14 protein-coding genes and 1 pseudogene are annotated in these 18,468 nt (G+C 61.0%); 1 reads left to right on the forward strand and 14 read right to left on the reverse strand.

What is annotated here, in order from left to right; all coding sequences use genetic code 11:
* Positions 1-62 precede the first annotated feature (62 nt).
* From AC1DM5_RS34850 to AC1DM5_RS34880, 7 genes are all read right to left on the reverse strand, one after another.
* Positions 63-1,007 (reverse strand): ABC transporter substrate-binding protein, encoded by a 945-nt coding sequence (locus AC1DM5_RS34850; RefSeq protein ID WP_477819578.1) that lies wholly within the window; start codon positions 1,005-1,007, stop codon positions 63-65.
* Positions 1,008-1,098: 91 nt separating this feature from the next.
* Complete coding sequence (locus AC1DM5_RS34855; protein ID WP_477976800.1) at positions 1,099-2,877, reverse strand: amino acid ABC transporter permease/ATP-binding protein; 1,779 nt, start codon at positions 2,875-2,877, stop codon at positions 1,099-1,101.
* Positions 2,878-2,915: 38 nt separating this feature from the next.
* Positions 2,916-3,473, reverse strand: a complete 558-nt coding sequence (locus tag AC1DM5_RS34860; protein WP_477819576.1) for a GNAT family N-acetyltransferase — start codon at positions 3,471-3,473, stop codon at positions 2,916-2,918.
* A complete protein-coding gene (locus AC1DM5_RS34865; RefSeq protein WP_477976802.1) occupies positions 3,470-4,669 on the reverse strand; it encodes a M20 aminoacylase family protein in 1,200 nt (399 codons plus the stop codon). The genes AC1DM5_RS34860 and AC1DM5_RS34865 overlap by 4 nt, the downstream gene beginning before the upstream one ends.
* Before the next feature lie 18 nt (positions 4,670-4,687).
* Complete coding sequence (locus tag AC1DM5_RS34870) at positions 4,688-6,037, reverse strand: LLM class flavin-dependent oxidoreductase (RefSeq protein ID WP_477976804.1); 1,350 nt, start codon at positions 6,035-6,037, stop codon at positions 4,688-4,690.
* 23 nt (positions 6,038-6,060) lie between these two features.
* Positions 6,061-7,053, reverse strand: coding sequence for an LLM class flavin-dependent oxidoreductase (locus AC1DM5_RS34875; protein ID WP_477819573.1), 993 nt, complete (start codon positions 7,051-7,053; stop codon positions 6,061-6,063).
* A 684-nt stretch (positions 7,054-7,737) separates the two neighbouring features.
* Positions 7,738-9,522: an APC family permease gene (locus AC1DM5_RS34880; protein ID WP_477976806.1), complete on the reverse strand. Its 1,785-nt coding sequence runs from the start codon at positions 9,520-9,522 to the stop codon at positions 7,738-7,740.
* A gap of 247 nt (positions 9,523-9,769) precedes the next feature.
* Between AC1DM5_RS34880 and AC1DM5_RS34885 the strand changes: the two genes are divergently transcribed.
* A complete protein-coding gene (locus tag AC1DM5_RS34885) occupies positions 9,770-12,139 on the forward strand; it encodes a DUF1989 domain-containing protein (RefSeq protein ID WP_477976808.1) in 2,370 nt (789 codons plus the stop codon).
* A gap of 6 nt (positions 12,140-12,145) precedes the next feature.
* Here the strand turns inward: AC1DM5_RS34885 and AC1DM5_RS34890 are convergent, their stop codons facing one another.
* The 7 genes and pseudogenes from AC1DM5_RS34890 to AC1DM5_RS34920 form a co-directional block, all read right to left on the reverse strand.
* Positions 12,146-12,745, reverse strand: coding sequence for a PAS domain-containing protein (locus AC1DM5_RS34890; protein ID WP_477819570.1), 600 nt, complete (start codon positions 12,743-12,745; stop codon positions 12,146-12,148).
* Between the two features lie 118 nt (positions 12,746-12,863).
* Positions 12,864-14,201, reverse strand: coding sequence for an NAD(P)-binding domain-containing protein (locus AC1DM5_RS34895; protein WP_477819569.1), 1,338 nt, complete (start codon positions 14,199-14,201; stop codon positions 12,864-12,866).
* Between the two features lie 83 nt (positions 14,202-14,284).
* A complete protein-coding gene (locus AC1DM5_RS34900; RefSeq protein WP_477819568.1) occupies positions 14,285-15,325 on the reverse strand; it encodes a heme-dependent oxidative N-demethylase family protein in 1,041 nt (346 codons plus the stop codon).
* Positions 15,326-15,345: 20 nt separating this feature from the next.
* Complete coding sequence (locus tag AC1DM5_RS34905) at positions 15,346-16,311, reverse strand: PDR/VanB family oxidoreductase (RefSeq protein WP_477819567.1); 966 nt, start codon at positions 16,309-16,311, stop codon at positions 15,346-15,348.
* The gene (locus tag AC1DM5_RS34910; RefSeq protein ID WP_477819566.1) at positions 16,308-16,913 is read right to left on the reverse strand and encodes a dimethylamine monooxygenase subunit DmmA family protein; all 606 of its coding nucleotides are present in this window, start codon (positions 16,911-16,913) and stop codon (positions 16,308-16,310) included. Before AC1DM5_RS34910 ends, AC1DM5_RS34905 begins: the two co-directional genes overlap by 4 nt.
* Before the next feature lie 11 nt (positions 16,914-16,924).
* Complete coding sequence (locus tag AC1DM5_RS34915; RefSeq protein ID WP_477976810.1) at positions 16,925-18,058, reverse strand: aminomethyl transferase family protein; 1,134 nt, start codon at positions 18,056-18,058, stop codon at positions 16,925-16,927.
* 114 nt (positions 18,059-18,172) lie between these two features.
* A pseudogene (locus AC1DM5_RS34920) lies at positions 18,173-18,468 on the reverse strand (bifunctional methylenetetrahydrofolate dehydrogenase/methenyltetrahydrofolate cyclohydrolase); the annotation flags it as partial.

Genomic DNA, 18,468 nt, shown 5'->3' on the forward strand with positions numbered 1-18,468 from the left:
ATTACATATGAAAACGAGGACGGACCGGCGCGACCTCCAACGCCGGTCCGTCAGACCATCCTTTACGAACCGCTCTTCGGCAGCCCCGGCGGGTTGGTCTTGGCTTCGTCGATCGCTTCGGCGTTCAGGCTCCAGTGCTTCAGCACTTCGCCGTATTTGCCGTTCTTGATAAGGTCGTTGAGGGCGACAGTTACCGCATCGGCAAGGCCGGCGCCCTTCTTCGTGGTGACGGCGATTTCAGCCGTCAGCGGCCAGCCGCCGGAGACGATACCGACGAGTTTGGTGTGCCCCTTGATGGACGAACCGTAGGCCTGCGTCGCATTCGGATTGAACTCGACATCGGCACGGCCGGACTGCAGCGCCAGATCAGCCGCGGCACGGTCGTCATAATATTGAACTTCAATCGGCTTCAGACCGGCGGCAACATTCTGGCGATCCCATTCCAGGATGATCTTTTCCTGATTGGTGCCGGCACCGGTAATCACCTTGAGACCGGCGACATCCTTCGGTTCCTTGATCTCGGTAATCTTGCTGTCGGACTTCACGTAAAAGCCGAGCACATCCTTGCGATAAGTGGAGAAATCGAATTTCTCCTTGCGTTCCTCGGTCACCGTGACGTTGGAAATGACGGCGTCATACTTGCCGGAGGAGACGCCGAGTGGCCAATCCGCCCAGGCAACCGAAACGAGGTTCAGCTCGAGGCCGAAGGAATCGGCAAGCAGTTGCGCCAGATCCGGATCGGCGCCAACCACGGTCGCAGCATCCGATGCATAGGTTGCGATCGGCGGATCCCAGGCGTTGACGGCCACGGTGAATTTGCCCGGTTCGACGAACTTGAAGTTCGACGCGATAGCCTTGATCGCGGCTTCGTCCTTTTCAGCACGTACGCGGTTTGACGTATCCGGGCTGAGATTGAATTTCTCGGCGGCCTGGGCCGTGCCAAGACCGAGTGTCGTCAAGGCGACGACACCGGCAAGCAGGTAGTTGGCTCTATTTCTGAATGCCATTTCCCTTCTCCATTTCATCTTAGGGTTGTTTTTCTTTTCATGCCCTCCGGACGCCCGTCGCGGCCGGGATCTGCTGGTGCCTTGCTTCTTTTCAGAGAACCTTGGCGAGGAATTCACGTGTGCGGGGATGTTCCGCGCCGTTGAAGATGCGGGCCGGCGAGCCGGCCTCGAGGATATGGCCGCCATCCATGAAGACGACGGTATCGGCAACTTCGCGGGCAAAGCCGATTTCGTGGGTGACGATGACAAGCGTCGTACCCGTGCGCGCCAGCTCCTTGATCACATCAAGGACTTCACCGACCAGTTCCGGGTCAAGCGCCGATGTCGGCTCATCGAACAAAAGCACCTTCGGACGTAGCGCCAGGGCGCGGGCAATGGCAACACGCTGCTGCTGGCCGCCGGAAAGCTGGCGCGGATAGGCATTGATCTTGTCGCTGAGGCCGACGCGGGCAAGCAGCTCCTGCGCAAGTTGCACGGCCTCTTCACGGCTCACGCCGCGCACCTGGATCGGCGCTTCGATCAGGTTTTCAAGCACTGTCAAGTGCGGGAAGAGATTGAAGCTCTGGAAGACCATACCGATATCGGCACGCCGCTTGAGGATTTCCTTTTCCTTGAGCTCGTAGAGCACATCACCTTTCTGCTCATATCCGACGAGATCGCCGTCGACCGAGATGAAGCCGCCATCAACACGCTCCAGGTGGTTGATGGCGCGCAGCAGCGTGGACTTTCCGGAGCCCGAGGGACCGAGAATGGCGGTGACGCTGCCGGCCGGCAGATTGAGGTCGATACCATCGAGCACTTTCAGAGAGCCGAAGCTCTTGGAAATGCCGTGGATGCGCACCGTCCCGCCGGTGCGAAGAACCGCTGCGTCACGGAAGCCAGAAGTACGGGTAAAGTCGCCCGAGATCACCGCTGCAGGCAAAGGGCGGGCAAAACGCTTGAGGAAAGACTGGAAGGGCAAGGGCTTCGGGTTGCGCAATGCGCCCTTGGCAAAATAGCGCTCGATATAATACTGGGCGATCGACAGCACCGTCATGATGACGAGGTACCAGACGGTCGCTACCATCAGCAGCGGAATGACTTCGAGGTTCCGGCGATAGATGACCTGGACCGTGTAGAACAGTTCGGGCAAGGCCAGCACGTAGACCATGGAGGTCGCCTTGGCGAGACCGATGATCTCATTGAACCCGGTCGGCAGGATCGAGCGCATCGCCTGCGGCAGCACGATACGGAATGCCTGACGACGGCGCGAGAGACCGAGCGCCGAAGCGGCTTCGAGTTGCCCCTGATCGACGGACAGGATGCCGCCACGGACGATCTCGGCGAAGAAGGCCGACTGATTGAGCGTGAGGCCGAGGAACGCCGCGGCAAAGGGCGTCAGCAAYTGTGTCGTCGGATATTCGAARAGGACMGTGCCRGTGAACGGCACSCCGAGSGTCAYSGTCTCATAGAGATAGCCGAGATTGTTCAGCACCAGGAGCAGAACGATCACGGGGATCGATCGCAGCAGCCAGATGTAACCCCAGGATAGGCCCGACAGCAGCGGCGATCGCGAAACGCGGGCAAGCGCCAGTGCCGTGCCAAGGATCGAACCGGAAATCGTTGCCAACAGCGTCAGGAGCAGCGTGCGCCCGAGGCCGGCGAGAACGGGCGCCGCAAAGAACCATTCGGCAAAAACATCCCAGCCCCAGCGCGGATTGGTGAGGGTCGAATAGAGGACGGCAGCAATGACGAGAGCCGCGAATATGGTGCCGGCAACCCGGCCGGGATGCCGCGCCGGGACGATCCTCAGTCGGGAATAATCCTGAAGCGTTCGGTCCCCTGCCCTGCTGCCGGTATCGATGCCGGCATAATCACTCGTCAGTGCCATCGTATATCCCCTTTTTATGGAGCGTTCTTTGCCTGGCTTCAGCGACCTGCTGCTGCCTGTAGTGGCGGGCGATCGGCATTGGCCGACAGCTGCGGCGCGAGGTGGCGGATGTCCTTCTCGAAGGGCAGCGTCTTGTAGATTTCCGGGTCGACCTTGGGGTCGAAGAGCGCCGTATAGCCGTAGTTGAGATAGAGGCCGACCGCCTCCGGCTGGCGAAAGCCGGTCGTCAGGTAGACCCGCGAATAGCCCTGGCGGGCGGCCTGCGCTTCCAGTTCCACGAGAACCTTGCGGGCAAGGCCCTGCCGGCGTAGGTCAGAGCGTGTCCAGATGCGTTTGAACTCAGCCGTCTGCTCATCACAATATTTGAAAGCGCCGCCGCCGATCGTCTCGCCATCGCGCACGAGCAGCACGAAATTGCCGACGGGCGGCGCGAAGGCCTCGGGCGGATAGCGATTGAGTTCGGCTGCGGCACCCTCTTCGCTGAAATAGTTTCCGTAGCGGCTGTCATATTCGTGGATCAGTTCGTCAATCAGCGGCTTGGCGCGGGGGTCGAGGGGGGAAGTGTAGAGAAACGTGTCGCTCATATTGTTCGTCACCCGTTGTCGTCAGTGAGGAAGGTTTCAGCGAGCCGCACCCAGTATCGGGCGGCAGGTGCAATGATCGCGTCGTTGAAATCGTAATGGGCGCTGTGAAGAGGCGCGCTGTCGCCATTGCCGACGAAGAGATAGCTGCCGGGCTTCTCCTGCAGCATGAAGGCGAAATCCTCGCTTGCCGTGCGCGGGCGGAACCCCGCCTCAATGCTTTCCGGCTCGAAGGAGGACAGCGCGACATCGCGGGCAAAGGCCGTCTCGGCCCGATGGTTGATGAGCGCCGGAAAGCCTAGCCGGTAATCGACCTCGGCTGTCGCACCGAAGCTCTCGGCTTGAGCGTGGGCAAGCACCGGCACGCGTGCCTGGAGCTTGTCGCGCACCGCCTGGCTAAAGGCACGCATGGTGAGCTTCAGCTCGACGCTTTCCGGAATGACATTCGAAGCTGACCCGGCATGAATGGAGCCGACGGTGACGACGGCCATATCCTGCGGATCGACATTGCGAGAGACGATGCTTTGCAACGCCGTGATGAAGGAGGCCGAGGCCAGCACCGGATCGACGGCGCGATGCGGCTCGGCGCCATGTCCACCCTTGCCGACGATACGGATAACCGCCTGGTCGACCGAGGCCATGGCGGCATCGATAACAAAACCGAACCTACCGGCTGGCACGGCCGGCCAATTGTGCAGGCCGAAGACTGCATCGACGGGAAAGCGCTCGAACAGGCCTTCCGAGATCATTTTGCGGGCGCCGGCACCGATCTCCTCGGCCGGCTGGAAGATCAGCCGCAACGTACCACTGAAATTGCCGGCCTCGGCCAGATAGCGCGCAGCGGCAAGAAGGATCGTCGTATGGCCATCGTGGCCGCAGGCATGCATGACGCCGGGATTGCTGCTTGCATAGGAAAGGCCTGTCGCCTCCTCGATCGGCAGGGCATCCATATCGGCTCGGATGGCAATGGAGCGCTTGCCGTTTCCGCGGGCCAGGGTGGCGACGATGCCGGTGCCGGCAATGCCCGTCGCCACCTCATAGCCCCAGGAGGAAAGGTGTGATGCCACGAGCTTGCTCGTGCGGCGCTCCTGAAAAGCAAGCTCCGGGTATTGGTGAAGGTCGTGGCGCAGCGCGATGAATTCATCGAGATGGGCGGCAATTCCCGTCTCGACCGGATCGTGGCTGCGCGAAGGTTTTGTAACGACGTTCATGGAATTGTCCGCCGCGCCTCAGGCGCTGGCAGCCTTTCCCTGTTCGACCTCACTGGCATCTGCCGCATAGCGGCTCTCGCGGAAGGGCAGCCCCAGATGATCGCGGAGCGTCTCGCCCTTCAGGACGGGATCGAAGTAGCCGCGCTTTTCGAGGATCGGCAGCACATGGCGGGAGAAATCATCGAAGCCTTCGGCGATGACGGGGAAACCGAGGATGAAACCATCGGCAGCCTCGCCGTCGATCCAACGGATGATCTCGTTGGCGATATGATCCGCAGTGCCGATGAACGCCGTGCGCGGCGTTGCCGCGTCGAGCGCGACATCCCGGAGGGTGGGCCCCTTTTCGCGCGCCGTCTTCTTGATCCGATCCGTCGTGGCGCGGAAATTGTTGCGGCCGATGTCGCCGATGTCAGGGAAAGGTTCGTCGAGCGGATAGGCGCTGAAATCGTGATGGTCGAAGAAGCGGCCGAGATAGAGCAGCGCCTCTTCGATGGTGACGAGATTGCGGATCGCCTGATACTTGGCCTCCGCTTCCTCCGCCGTTGTGCCAACGATCGGGCCGATGCCGGGATAGACGCCGATCTCTGCGGTCCGGCGCCCTTGGGCGATCGCGCTCTGCTTGAGTTGCTTGTAGAAAGCCTGCGCTTCCTCGATCGGCCCGCCATTGGTGAAGACGGCGTCGGCATGTTTGCCGGCGAGCCGGATGCCGGAATCGGAGGCGCCTGCCTGGAAGACCACCGGCTGCCCCTGTTTCGAGCGGCCGATATTGAGCGGCCCTTCGATGCGGAAGAAGCGCCCCTTGTGGTTCAGCCGGTGCAGTTTGGTCTTGTCTGCATAGACGCCGCTTTCTCTGTCGCGCACGAAGGCGTCGTCATCCCAGGAGTCCCAGAGGCCCTTGATGGCATCGATATATTCCTCGGCGATCTCGTACCGCAGTTCATGCTCGGGATGTTCGCGCCCATAGTTGCGGCCCGAGCCTTCGAGTGGCGAGGTCACGGCATTCCAGCCGGCACGGCCGCCGCTGACGAGGTCGATGGAGGCGAACTGGCGGGCGATCGTGAAGGGATCGCTGTAGGATGTGGAGACCGTGCCGACCAGGCCGATCTTCGAGGTCGAGGCCGCGAGCGCAGCAAGGATCGTCAGCGGCTCGAACCGGTTGAGGAAGTGCGGGATCGATTGTTCGTTGATATAGAGGCCGTCGGCAACGAAGGCGAAGGCGATGCCTGCTTCTTCGGCCTTGCGCGCCGTCTTGACGAAAAAGTCGAAATTAGTGCTGGCATCGGCCGGGCCGCTTGGATGTTTCCAGGCGTTCATATGGCCGCCCGGGCCCTGCAGCATGATACCGAAAGTGATTTTCTTCTTGGCCATGGGTTCAATTCTCCTGGGGATGGTCAGGCTGCGAGGGAAAGCCGTTCCTTGGCGAGCAACTCGATTGAGGAAAGCCGCTCTGAAGCGGCGAGTGCCGGCGTATCGAGAATGAATTCCTTGACCCCGTAGCGGCGATGCAGCTCGTCCAGTTCCTTGCGGATCTGGGCTGCGGTACCGTGCAGCACGCTCGGCACTTTTTCCTCGATGCGATACTCGGTGACACCGGCCTGCCTTGCGAATTCGGCAGCCTGTTCTTCGCTGCCGACATTCACGGTCTGGCCGTTCGGCAGGAAGACCTTGACGATGCGGAGATTGCCGACGCGCTCGCGCGCCTGTTCCTCACTGTCGGCTGCGAAGGCAGCCAGCGCCAGGATCGGCTTCTTGCCGGCAGAGGCGCGTTCATAGGCTTCGAAAGTCTTGCGCAGGTTCTCCGGATCGCCGTTGAGATGACCGGCAAAGACCAGCTCCCAGCCTTTCTCGGCGGCAAGCACTGCGCTCTCGACGCTTGCACCGAGAAGGAAGCGCTCCGGCGCATGAGGCGGAAAGGGTGTCGCCTGCGCACCTTCATAGTTGGGATCAGCCGCAAGATAGGTGTTGATGTCGGAAAGCTGGACGGCGAAATCCGGCTTTCTTTCAGGATCGAAAGCCGCCTGAAGAGCCCGTGTCGACAGCGGAAAGCCGCCTGGCGCCTTGCCGACGCCGAGGTCTACGCGGCCGGGCGCAAGCGAGGCGAGAAGATTGAAGGTCTCGGCCACTTTGTAGGCGCTGTAATGTTGGAGCATCACCCCGCCCGACCCGATGCGAATTTTCGAAGTCCGCGCCAGGAGATAGGCAATCAGTGTTTCCGGCGCGGAACTCGCCAGGTTGGACATATTGTGATGCTCGGCGACCCAGAACCGGTGATAGCCGAGTTCCTCGGCCCGGACCGCCAGCCGCACGCTTGCCTGCAAGGCTTCGCTAGCGCTTTTTCCCTGTTCGATCGGGCTCTTGTCGAGAAGGCTGAGAAAATAGGTCATGCGAAAACGCCTCATCCGGATCCATATTGTATATAAAAACAGTAGATAATATGGATTATAAGAAATCGCTTTCTCATTTCAGGGCAGCAGCAGGAAAAAGCGTTTGGGAGACGGAATGGAAAAGCGAAGTTCAAAACGCATCTCACCGATGGGCGGATCACGCGCCCTGAGAGCCACGACCGCGACAAGCCGAAAGGGCGAGCAGATGGGCGACCGCCCCGGCGATGCGGCACAGGATGTTATTAATGCTATTCAGAGGTCACAGGGTGAAAATTGCCTCTCGATCGCTGATCGGCGTCGCAAAACCTCGGCATGAGGTTCGGAGTTCGTACACGAGCATGGATAGTCGGGCGGCAACAGCACCACGGGTGCGATTTCAGTCCCAACCTCGCGGTAAGAGATATCGATGCCGTTGACGGTCACCTATCTATGGAGCTCGAGCGTCCGAGGCACTGCAGTCAACGCCGACTGGCTTCTGCCCGAGAAGTCGATCTTTCAGGAGAAGCTCTGTGTGAGTGCAGTCATAGTCGTGGTAGCCTCGGACGTTCCGGCGGGTCGTGACACCGCATAGATGCGTGCAGAGGCGTCAGCCGTTTCCAACTGACGCCGGTCTGCATGCATATGGTTTCTCTGCCCGAGCCCGAGCATCAGACAAACCTGTCAGAATACCCGGGCAGACGATCCTTAAGCGGGCAATTGGAAGATCCAGTTGGCGATCAATACGATGGCGAGGCCGCCGGCAAGCGCGAGATATGGCAATATCCCGGCCTTTTTGACACCGAGGTCCTGGCCCACGAGCCCGAGGTCGTCCATGGCGCCGGGCGGGAATTTGCCGCCGTCGCGGACGTAGTGGCGATAGGCGAAAACCGGCAGGATAAGCGCGGCGAAGATGAAGCCGACCCAGAGCGCGTTGGCATAGCCCCAGACCTTGGCGCCGGCGCCGAGAAAGAGCGCGTTGACGAAGGCAAGCACGGTATTGACGCCGATCAGCCAGGTGGGGGCCTTCCAGGGACGCTCGACATGACCGGAATCCATACGATGGATCCAGCCGGAATTAAGGTTCAGGAAGTTGAAGATGATGTAACCGACATTGGAGACGGCGAGCACGAAGAAATAGCCGCCAGCATCGGACGCGATCGCCAGCAGGAAAAGGTTGAAGGCAAAGTCCGTCCACATCGCCCGGGTCGGGGCGCCGTGTTCGTTGACATGGTCGAGATATTTCGGCAGCCAGCCATCCTTCGAGCCCTGGTAGAGCGTGCGCGAGGAGCCCGCCATCGCCGTCATGATGGCGAGGAAAAGCGCCATGATCATCAGCACGACGAGAAGCTGGGTGACGATACGGCCGGCGCCGATCAGTCCACCGAGTGCCTCGGCGACACCCGTCCCGTCAATGATGCCCGGCGCCAGCATGCCCGCATGACCGAGCACGCCCTGGAAGGCGAAAGGTACGAGGAAGAAGAACAGGCAGCAGGCAAGGCCGGAATAGAAGATCGCCTTGAAGGTATCCGTCTTCGGGTTCTTCAGTTCGCGTGTATAGCAGACGGCAGTCTCGAAACCGTAGGTCGACCAGGCGGCGATATAGAGACCGCCGAGGAAGAGCGTCCAGCCGCCATTGCTCCAGGTACCGTCGGTGCCGGCATAGGCCGCCGTCGGCGGAACCAGCCCGGTGACGTTGGCGCTAACGATCTGGCCGCTGATGATCGGATAGAGACCGATGATGAGCAGCGGCACGAGCACGATGATCGCCAGCCATTTCTGGACGCTCGCCGTCTCGGAGATGCCGCGATGCTGGATCGCGAAGATGATCAGCATCAGGATGCCGCCGATGAAGAAGGTGGCGTTGATATTGGCGGTGGCAAGGAAGGGAATGCTGAAGCTGACGAGCGACCAGCTGCGGACCGCCGGCGTCAGCGCCGCGACGCCGTCCGCGCTCAGCAGCGCCTTGACCGCATCATCAGGCGAAGTGCCAGCATGGGCAGCAATATATTCGGCGACGCGGGGGCTATCGGCCGTAATCGAAGCGGCATGCGCGCTGATCCAGGCGATGACCGCCTGCGAATCCGCTGCCGGGATCGGAAAGAAGGCATTGAGGATATATCCGGCCGCAATGGCGCAGCCGAGCGAAAGCACCGGCGACCAGGCAAACCAGTTGCACCAGACGGACAGAGGCGCGATGAATTTCGAATAGCGTAGCCAGGCCGTGGCGCCATAGACCGATGCGCCGCCCGACTTGTTGCCGAACATGCCGGCGATTTCGGCATAGGTGAAGGATTGCAGGAAGCCCATGATCATCGAGATGATCCAGACCACAAAGGCGAGCTTGCCGGTCGCGCCTGCAATACCGCCGATGGAGAAGAGAACAAGCGGTGGCACGCCGGCTGCCACCCAGAACGCGCCCTTCCAGTCAAGCGCGCGTATAAGTTTACCTTCGGTRCCGGCGGCAACGCCGGCGTCCACGATATCCGTCATCGGTGAAATTCCCCATTCTATTTGTTCGGGACGTAGCTTTGCGTACGTCTCCCTGAACGCGCCTCCCGTGGCATTGCATGGGCTGCCCGGCATTTTCTCGATCCGCGCTCCCGAGCGGATTTCCGAGTCTCGACCCTTTATGCATAGTGAAGATATTTTCTTTTTAGTCAACATCCCTTTACTTTCGGGCGGCATTTTGTCAGCATGATTTGCGTGCCGGAGAGCACATTAATCCCATGAGGACCACATGCGAGATCTCCATCCCGGGATGTCAGGGGTGCGACCGGTATCGGCAAGCATCATCCGCTATCCCGGTATCCCCGCGCTACCCGAGGGTGTTGAGCGTTACCGCTGCAAGGGCGGTGGATCCCTTGTTGTTCGCGTTGAGGCAGGCGACCACGTCACCCTGATCGACAGCGAAGGCGGACAAGCGTGCGAGCTTTCCTTCCTCGACGAAAACGGCCGGTTTCAATCGGCCGGCCTCGGCGCAGCCTTCACCGGCTCGGCCGAAGGACTAAAGGCCATTCTCTCTTCGGGTGATGAAGGCGCCACCCGGACCCGCACGGCGCTTGAGCGACGCGGTGCCGATCTCGCCACGGCAGGTGCGATCCGCATCTTCAGCGAAGCCTCCACTCCCGGCAGCAGGGCGGAGTTTGCGATCACGATGAAGGGTCTGCTGATTGCCGCCGCACCGGCAACGGCGATGTCGCCTGACGCGCAGGACACGGCAACGCCGATTGAGATCCGCGTCAGGCGCAGCAGGCTGATCCGCGACTATGCCGCGGCCCTCCCCGAGCCGATGGCAGATCCGATTGAGGACATCCGCATCAAGGCGGCGACCGCCTCGGCCTATTTCGTCCGTGCCGGAGAGTTCATCCAGATCATCGATGTCTACGGCCGGCAATGCACCGATTTCCAGGCCTTTGCCGCCCGCAAGGTCGACAAGGGCCTTGATCTTGCGCTCGATTCCACCGTCACACGCACCCTGCTCGGCCGCAGCTATCCTGCCCCCGGCCTGCCGTCCAAGGCTTTCGACCGCGATTTCGAGCCGTTGGTGGAGGTCGTCCAGGACACGGTCGGCCGCCATGACGCCTTCGCGACCGCCTGCAATTCGCGCTACTATGACGACATGGGCTATCCCGGCCATGTCAATTGCACCGACAATTTCAATGCGGTGCTGGCGCCCTACGGCATACCCGGACGGAAAGGCTGGGAGGCGCTCAACTATTTCTACAATACGAATATCGACCACAACAACCAACTCTATCTCGACGAGCCATGGTCGCGGCCGGGCGATTATGTGCTGATGCGGGCGCTGACCGATCTCGTCTGCGTCTCCTCCTCCTGCCCCGACGATATCGATGCGGCCAACGGCTGGGATCCGACCGATATCCACGTGCGCACCTTCTCCGGAAAAGAAAAATTCTCAAGAGCGGTAGCCTATCGCATGACCCCTGACGCCGACGCAGAACTGACGCGGGAAACCGCCTTCCACCCCCGCCTCTCCGCACTGACGCGGGATTACACCGAATATCGCGGCTACTGGCTGCCAAACCGGTTTTCCTCGGCAGGTCCGGTCGAGGAATATTGGGCCTGCCGCGAGAAGGCCGCCGTCATCGACCTGTCGCCGTTGCGCAAATTCGAAGTCACAGGCCCGGATGCCGAGGAACTGCTGCAATATTGCCTGACGCGCGACGTGCGCAAGCTGTCGACCGGGCAGGTTGTCTATTCCGCCATGTGTTACGAGCACGGCGGCATGATCGACGACGGCACGCTCTTCCGCCTCGGCGACAAGAATTTCCGCTGGATCGGCGGCGACGACTACAGCGGCATATGGCTGCGCGAACAGGCCGAGAAGAAAGGCTTCAAGGCCTGGGTACGCTCCTCGACCGACCAGATGCACAATATCGCCCTGYAGGGACCAAAGAGCCGCGACATCCTCAAGGAGATCATCTGGACGGCGCCACGCCAGCCTGATATCGGCGAGCTCGAATGGTTCCGTTTCACGGTCGGCCGCATCGGCGGCTTTGAGGGCGCCCCGGTTGTCGTCTCGCGTACCGGCTATACCGGCGAACTCGGTTACGAGATCTTCTGTCATCCAAAGGATGCGCTGACCGTCTTCGATGCCGTCTGGAAGGCCGGCGAACCCCATGGGTTGAAGCCGATGGGACTGGAAGCACTCGACATGGTCCGCATCGAGGCAGGCCTCGTCTTCGCCCATCACGAATTCGACGACCAGACCGATCCCTTCGAGGCCGGCATCGGCTTCACCGTGCCGCTCAAGTCCAAGCAGGACGATTTCATCGGCCGCGAGGCGCTCCTGCGTCGCAAGGAGCATCCGCGTCACCTGATGGTCGGGCTCGACGTGCAGGCGAACGACGCGGTCAGCCACGGCGATTGCGTCCATATTGGCCGCGCCCAGGTCGGCGTTATCACGAGCGCCACGCGCTCTCCGATCCTCGGCAAGACGATTGCGCTCGCCCGCGTCAACGTCACTCATGCCGCCGTCGGCACTGAGGTTGAGATCGGCAAGCTCGACGGCCAGCAGAAGCGCCTGCCGGCGATCGTGGTGCCACTGTCGCACTACGATCCGCAGAAGACCCGGCCGCGTTCGTAAAAACCTTTATTCCGCCTTGCGCTGGGCGTTGGTGATTGCCCTTGCGGCCTCTTCGGAGGAATTGGCGAGCTGACGCATCTCAGCGGCGAGCACGGCGAAGCCGGAACCCGCCGTCCCCGCCCTTGCCGCCTCGATGCCGGCATTGACGGCGAGCAGCTTCAGATAGCGCAGCGATTGCAGGATCTCGTTGGTCTTCGAGGCGGTGATGCGCATGTCGGCGGTCTGCTCGTCGATGCGCCGGTAGAGCGACTCGATGTTGATAATGCTGCCCTCGAGATAGAGCAGCTCGCCGTTTTCGTTCCAGACTCCTCCGCCCGTCTCCGTCACCCAGACATAATATCCGGCATGGTGGCGGATACGATATTCCATCGTCCAGTCGGTGCGGCTTTCCAGCGCGATGCCGACGACCTCATCCATCAGCGGCACGTCCTCCTCGCACATGATCGAGGTGAAGGTGCGTGTGCTGTTGCCGATAATCTCTTCGGCCGGATAGCCGAAGATGCGTTCGATGCCATCGGTCATCTCCAGCATCGTGTAGTTTTCATCCGCACGGCAGCGATAGAGAAAACCGCTCATGCGGCCAAGAACACTGCTCTGAAAATCCATGAAGACCACGCCTTGAGAAAATGAGTTGCAGATCGGGTTTGCTTCGTCTCATTTCAAACACGCCGGAAAGGGCCGCGACGGACGACCCTTTCTCGGTTACGCGGGAGCCTGGGAGAAATCAGTTGCGCAGATATTCCTCCATGGAATCGTCGAGCGCCTTGACCCAGGGGGTGTGGTGCGTCGGCGACATGTTGCCGGTCATCAGCGAACGATAGGCATGATCGCGGAAGCCCATGATGTTTTCCGCCTTGTGGTGCTCCCACTCCATGAAGGTCTTGTTGGTCCCCTCGATGTCGAAGCTCGGATAGTCGGTTTCGGCGAGCAGTTCCTTCACGTAGTCGCCCTGGTACCAGATCATCTGCTCGGCATCTTCGAGCGTCTCCTCGCGGGCTCGCCACATGTCGAAATTCGCCTTCAGTTCCTCTTCCGGCGGCAATTTGATGCGGCCCATCATGACGTCGCGCGCCCACCAGGCCTGCACGTCGAACATGTTGAAGGTGTAGAACTGGTCCTGCATGCCGATATAGAAAAGCTGCGGGTTCTTGTCGAAGATCACGCCCTTGTAGAGATGGTCGGCCCAGAGGCGGTTGGCGGTCTTGAGCCTCAATTCGTCAGGCAGAAAGGGGAAATGATGCTGGTATCCCGTGCACAGGATCAGCGCATCCACTTCCTTCGTTGAACCGTCGAGGAAATGGGCGGTGCGGTTTTCAAGCCTGGTGAGCAGCGGCCGTTCTTCGAAATTATCCGGCCAATTGAACCCCATCGGCTTCGACCGATAGCTCGTGGTGACCGACTTGGCGCCGTATTTCCAGCATTGCGAGCCGATATCCTCGGCCGAGTAGCTACGGCCGACGATGAGGATATCCTTGCCCTTGAATTCCAGCGCATCGCGGAAGTCGTGGGCATGCAGGACGCGGCCGTTGAAGGTTTTCACGCCCTCGAAATAAGGCACGTTCGGTGTCGAGAAGTGACCGCTCGCCACCACGACATAGTCGAATTCCTCGTCGTACATCTGATCTACGACGCGGTTATGCGCCGTCACCGTGAATTTCTTCGTGTCATCATCGAAGCGGACCATGCGCACCGGCGTGCTGAAACGTACCCAGTGGCGGACGTTCGCCTTCTCGACGCGGCCCTTGATGTAGTCCCACAGCACGGCGCGCGGCGGATAGGAGGCGATCGGCTTGCCGAAATGCTCCTCGAAGGAATAATCGGCGAATTCGAGGCATTCCTTCGGGCCGTTCGACCAGAGGTAACGATACATGCTGCCGTGAACCGGCTCGCCGTATTCGTCGAGCCCGGTGCGCCAGGTATAGTTCCAGAGCCCGCCCCAGTCGGACTGCTTTTCGAAGCAGACGATCTCCGGGATCTCCGCACCCTTTTGCGCGACCGACTGAAAGGCGCGCAACTGCGCCAACCCGGAAGGACCGGCACCGATGACGGCAACTCTTGTCATGAAGCATTCCCCTCTTGATTATATGTCATTGCTTAGTTTGCGCGTCTGAGAAGACGCACGGCGCTGGTGCGCATCGCTGCGCCTCAGTCCGGATAGATGCCGGGGCTGGTCGGCGCCCCATCGTCGTAGTTGGAAAGCCAGTCGATCGTGGTCTCGCGGAAGCGGGTGAGGCCCTTGTAGTCGATGAGCTCTGGCGGCAGCGTCTTCAGCACGCGCGGGAAGCGCCGCGCCCATTTCGGCACGGTGACGAGCTCTTCCATGTTCATCAGGTAGCAGCGGATGACGAAGAGGATGGCGTTCGAGCGCGGCAGGCGCCACAGGCTCTGCAGCTCGACGCGCAGATGCACCTTCTCGCCGACATTGTCAGGAGTCACCGTCGTGCGGTCGGGACCCCATTTGTGATAATTCTCCGGGCTGGTGTCGAGCCGCGGATTGATCGTCATCGTCCAGTTGAAGCGCCGTGTCGGCTTGCCCTGCTGCAGGTTCAGAAGGAATTTCAAAGCCCGGTCGAAGACGCCGATCTGGTGGGCGAGCGGCACCGGCCCGTGCCATTCCATGAAGTTCATGCCGATGTCGAAATCGAGCGACCAGTCGGCCTGCGTCGTCACCATGCCGGCATCCATCCAGAGATTGCCGTCGCGCTGATCGACGATGCAGAAATCGCCCTGGGCCTGGCGGGTGATATATTCGAAGGGCTCGCAGGGCAGCGTCGAGGCATCGCCGAAGGTGAAGCTGTCGTCGATGCCGAGCGGGCGGTTCATCCAGCGCCATTGGTCGCCGTTGCGGATCAGCGTGAAGTGGTCGGGATAACCCGCCGCCTGCTCTTCCATCAAAAGTTCGAGCGTGTCCCACTGCGCGCTCATCATGTGCGGCAGAGCCTGATAGCGCAGCGGGTCTTCCTTCAACACCAGCGCGCGATCGCGCATCTCGGCGACATAGTGCTCGTCGACGTCGATCAGGTTTTCGTAAACGGTGTCCGCCCGGCCGCGCACATGCGGCTCCATGTTGACGGAATACATATATTCGTCGCGGTCGAAGGGAAACGGGAAGCGACGGATGTTCCCGGGGCTGTTCCGATAGCTGAAATCGTCCCGGAACGTTTCCTGCTTGAAGGCGATTGCCATGTCCGGTCTCCTTTTTACCGTCAAAGATCGAGATGCAGCGTGTTTCCCTCGAAGCGGGAAACACAGATCATCACCTTGCGGCCGGATGCTTTTTCTTCGCTCGTCAGATAGACGTCATTGTGCAGCAGCTTGCCGTCGCAGGTGACGACTCCGGTCTCGCATTGACCGCAGGCCCCGCCGCGACAGAGGAAGGGCGCGTCGACGCCCGCCGCCTCGATCGCCTCCAGCATGCTTTCGTGATGGCCGACCTTCACGGTCTTGCCGGAACGGATGAGCTCGATCGCGAAGGGCTTACCGGGCAGCGACGACAGGAACCGTTCCGAATGCAGGTTCTGTTCCGGCCAGCCGGCATTCAGCCCCGTCTTCAGCACGCCGTCGATCATGCCTGTGGGGCCGCAGACATAAAGATGCGTGCCGAGCGGCTGGCTGTCGAGCAGCCGTGTCAGAGGAATGGCGCCGCCTTCGGAGTCGCAATAGATCTTGATGTGATGCGGACCGTAGCGCTCCAGCAGTTCCCGCCAGTAGGCGCCGCGGTCCCGGGTGCGGATGGCGTAATGCAGTTCGAAATTGGCGCCTTCGCGGGAAAACTGCTCCATCATCGCAATGAAGGGCGTAATGCCGATGCCGCCGGCAATCAGAAGATGCTTGCGCCCGCGCCAATCCGGTTGGAACAGGTTGACGGGATAGCTGACCTTCAGCTCGTCGCCTTCGCTGACCTTCTCATGCATGAAGGTGGAGCCGCCGCGCGAATCCTCGACGTGCAGCACGCTGATCTCATAGGCGGCGCAATCATGCGGCGGCGACATCAGCGAATAGGCGTTGCGGCGCATATGGCCGCCATCGTTCATCGAGACGATGACATGGGCGCCGCCGGAGAAATAAGGCATCGGCTTGCCGTCCAGCCGCTCGAAGCGGAAGCGCTTGACGCGCTCGGCGATCGAGGTGATCCGCACCACGCGGACGGGAATTTCTGTACCACCGCTCAAAGGAACAACTCCTCCGGATTGGGCGCGCTGCCTGGCTCTTCCGCATCGATATTGACGCCCTGGAAGGCGGCGAGCCGGCGCGAATAATGGTCACGCACTAGAAGCGTCAGCCCGCAGTGGCTGCAGGCAAAAGGGCTGGCGGTGACGTCGTCGGTGATGCCCTTGCAATGGACGCATTGTACGCGCCTGGCCAGCGAGCCGCGATGCTCGGTGATGATGGAGGCATGGTCCATGCCGTATTCGAGCGCCACGAGCATCGCCTGGCCGATGAAGCCTTCCGTGCCCGATATATAAAGCCGCGTGCCCATATGGGCCGCGGCCAGCGAACCCTTCAATCGAAAAAGCAGCGTTGCGATCGTCGGGGCCGTGAAGAACATGTCGGCGCCGAGATGGCGCAGCGCCTCGTCCAGGCCGGACCCTTGAGAGCCACGGGCGACATAGAGGATCTCGCTGCGGGAAAGGGCTGCCTCGTCAAGCGCCGGCTGCTGGCCGAGGAGAGCCTTGGCGCCCTCCCCTTCGAGCGCGAAAATGTGCCGCCGGGCATGCGGCTGGATGGTCAGGCCCTTGTAGACTGGTCGGCTCTTGATGCCTGCAACGAGCATTCGCGTGCTCCTTAACCTACGGCAGTCCTCTTCTTCTTCTCCGGATCGTCGAAGGGGAGCGTATGGGCGGCGGCGCTCGCCTTGACAGTCTTGCCGCGTACTTCGAGTTTCGCCCCGTGCACTGCCTTGTCAACGTCGAGACGGGCAATCGCCATGGATTTCTTCGTCAGCGACGAATAGCTCGGGCAGGTGATGACGCCGACTTTCTTGCCGTCGGCAAAGACCTCGTCGCCGAGATCGGCCGGACCGTCCGCGTCGATCAGCATGCCGAAGATCTTGAAGCGTTCCTTGCCCTTTAGCCGCGCATGTTCTTCAGCGCCACGGAAGCTGGTCTTGGCGGGGCTGACCGTGAAATCGAGGCCGAGTTCCCACAGGCTGTCGCCGGGCGGCTGGTCGGCAAAGGGATACATCTGCGAATTGTCGTAGGGATAGAAGAGCAGGTAGCTCTCGACGCGCAGCATGTCGAGAACGGAGAAGCAGCAGGGGATGATGCCCATCTCCTTGCCTTCCAAGACGATACGGTCCCAGACCATGACGGCGTCCTGGCCGCGCACGAAGATTTCGTAGCCGCGCTCGCCGGTATAGCCGGTGCGCGAGATCATCACCGGCGCGCCGAACAGCGTCGTCTGCATGTGATGGAAATATTTGAGGTCGCGGATGCAGGGCACATATTTGGCGAGGTAATCGACCGCGATCGGGCCCTGCAGCGACAGGTCGTGCAGGTCGTCGTCGAAGAGCACGGCGCAGTTTCGGCCCGCCGCCTGCTTGACGAGTTCCTCATGGCCGGAGCCGGAGCCGTGTACCAGCATCCAGGAATTCGGGCCGGTGCGATAGACGATGCAATCGTCGGTGAAGTGGCCGCGATCGTTCAACATGGCCGCATAGACCGAGCGGCCGGGATAGATCTTCGTCATGTCGCGGGTGGTGATATAGTCGAGCACGGCGATCGCATGCGGGCCGACAAGATGCACCTTCTTCAGGCCCGAGACATCCATGATGCCAGCCTTGGTGCGGACCGCGACATGCTCGTCTGACATGTTCTTGTCGTAGGTCCAGGCGGTTCCCATGCCGCTCCAGTCCTCGAGCTTCGATCCCAGAGCGCGATGCCGATCCGCCAAGGCGGAGAAACGCCAAGATAATGCCATTTCCGTTCCCTCTTATTTCCTCTACGGAATATTTATTTCCTGACTATATTCGTCTTTCACGCTGTGGCAAGCCGATCCCGGTGATTTTTGTCGGCTGTCCCAACGGCACTTTCGTTAGAATATCGGCGGCGTCAGCCCTGCCGAGCGATGGGCGGCAATCACGGTATTGGCCATCAGCATGGCGATCGTCATCGGGCCGACGCCACCCGGCACCGGGGTGATGACGGCGGCAACCGGAGAAACCTCCGCAAAGGCAACGTCGCCGACGAGGCGGGTCTTGCCCTCGCCGCGCTCGGGTGCCGCGATGCGGTTGATGCCGACGTCGATGACGGTGGCACCGGGCTTGACCCAATCGGCCCTGACCATTTCCGGACGACCGACGGCGGCCACCAGAATATCGGCGTTGCGGC

The sequence above is a fragment of the Rhizobium sp. 01T437 genome (genome assembly GCF_056398505.1).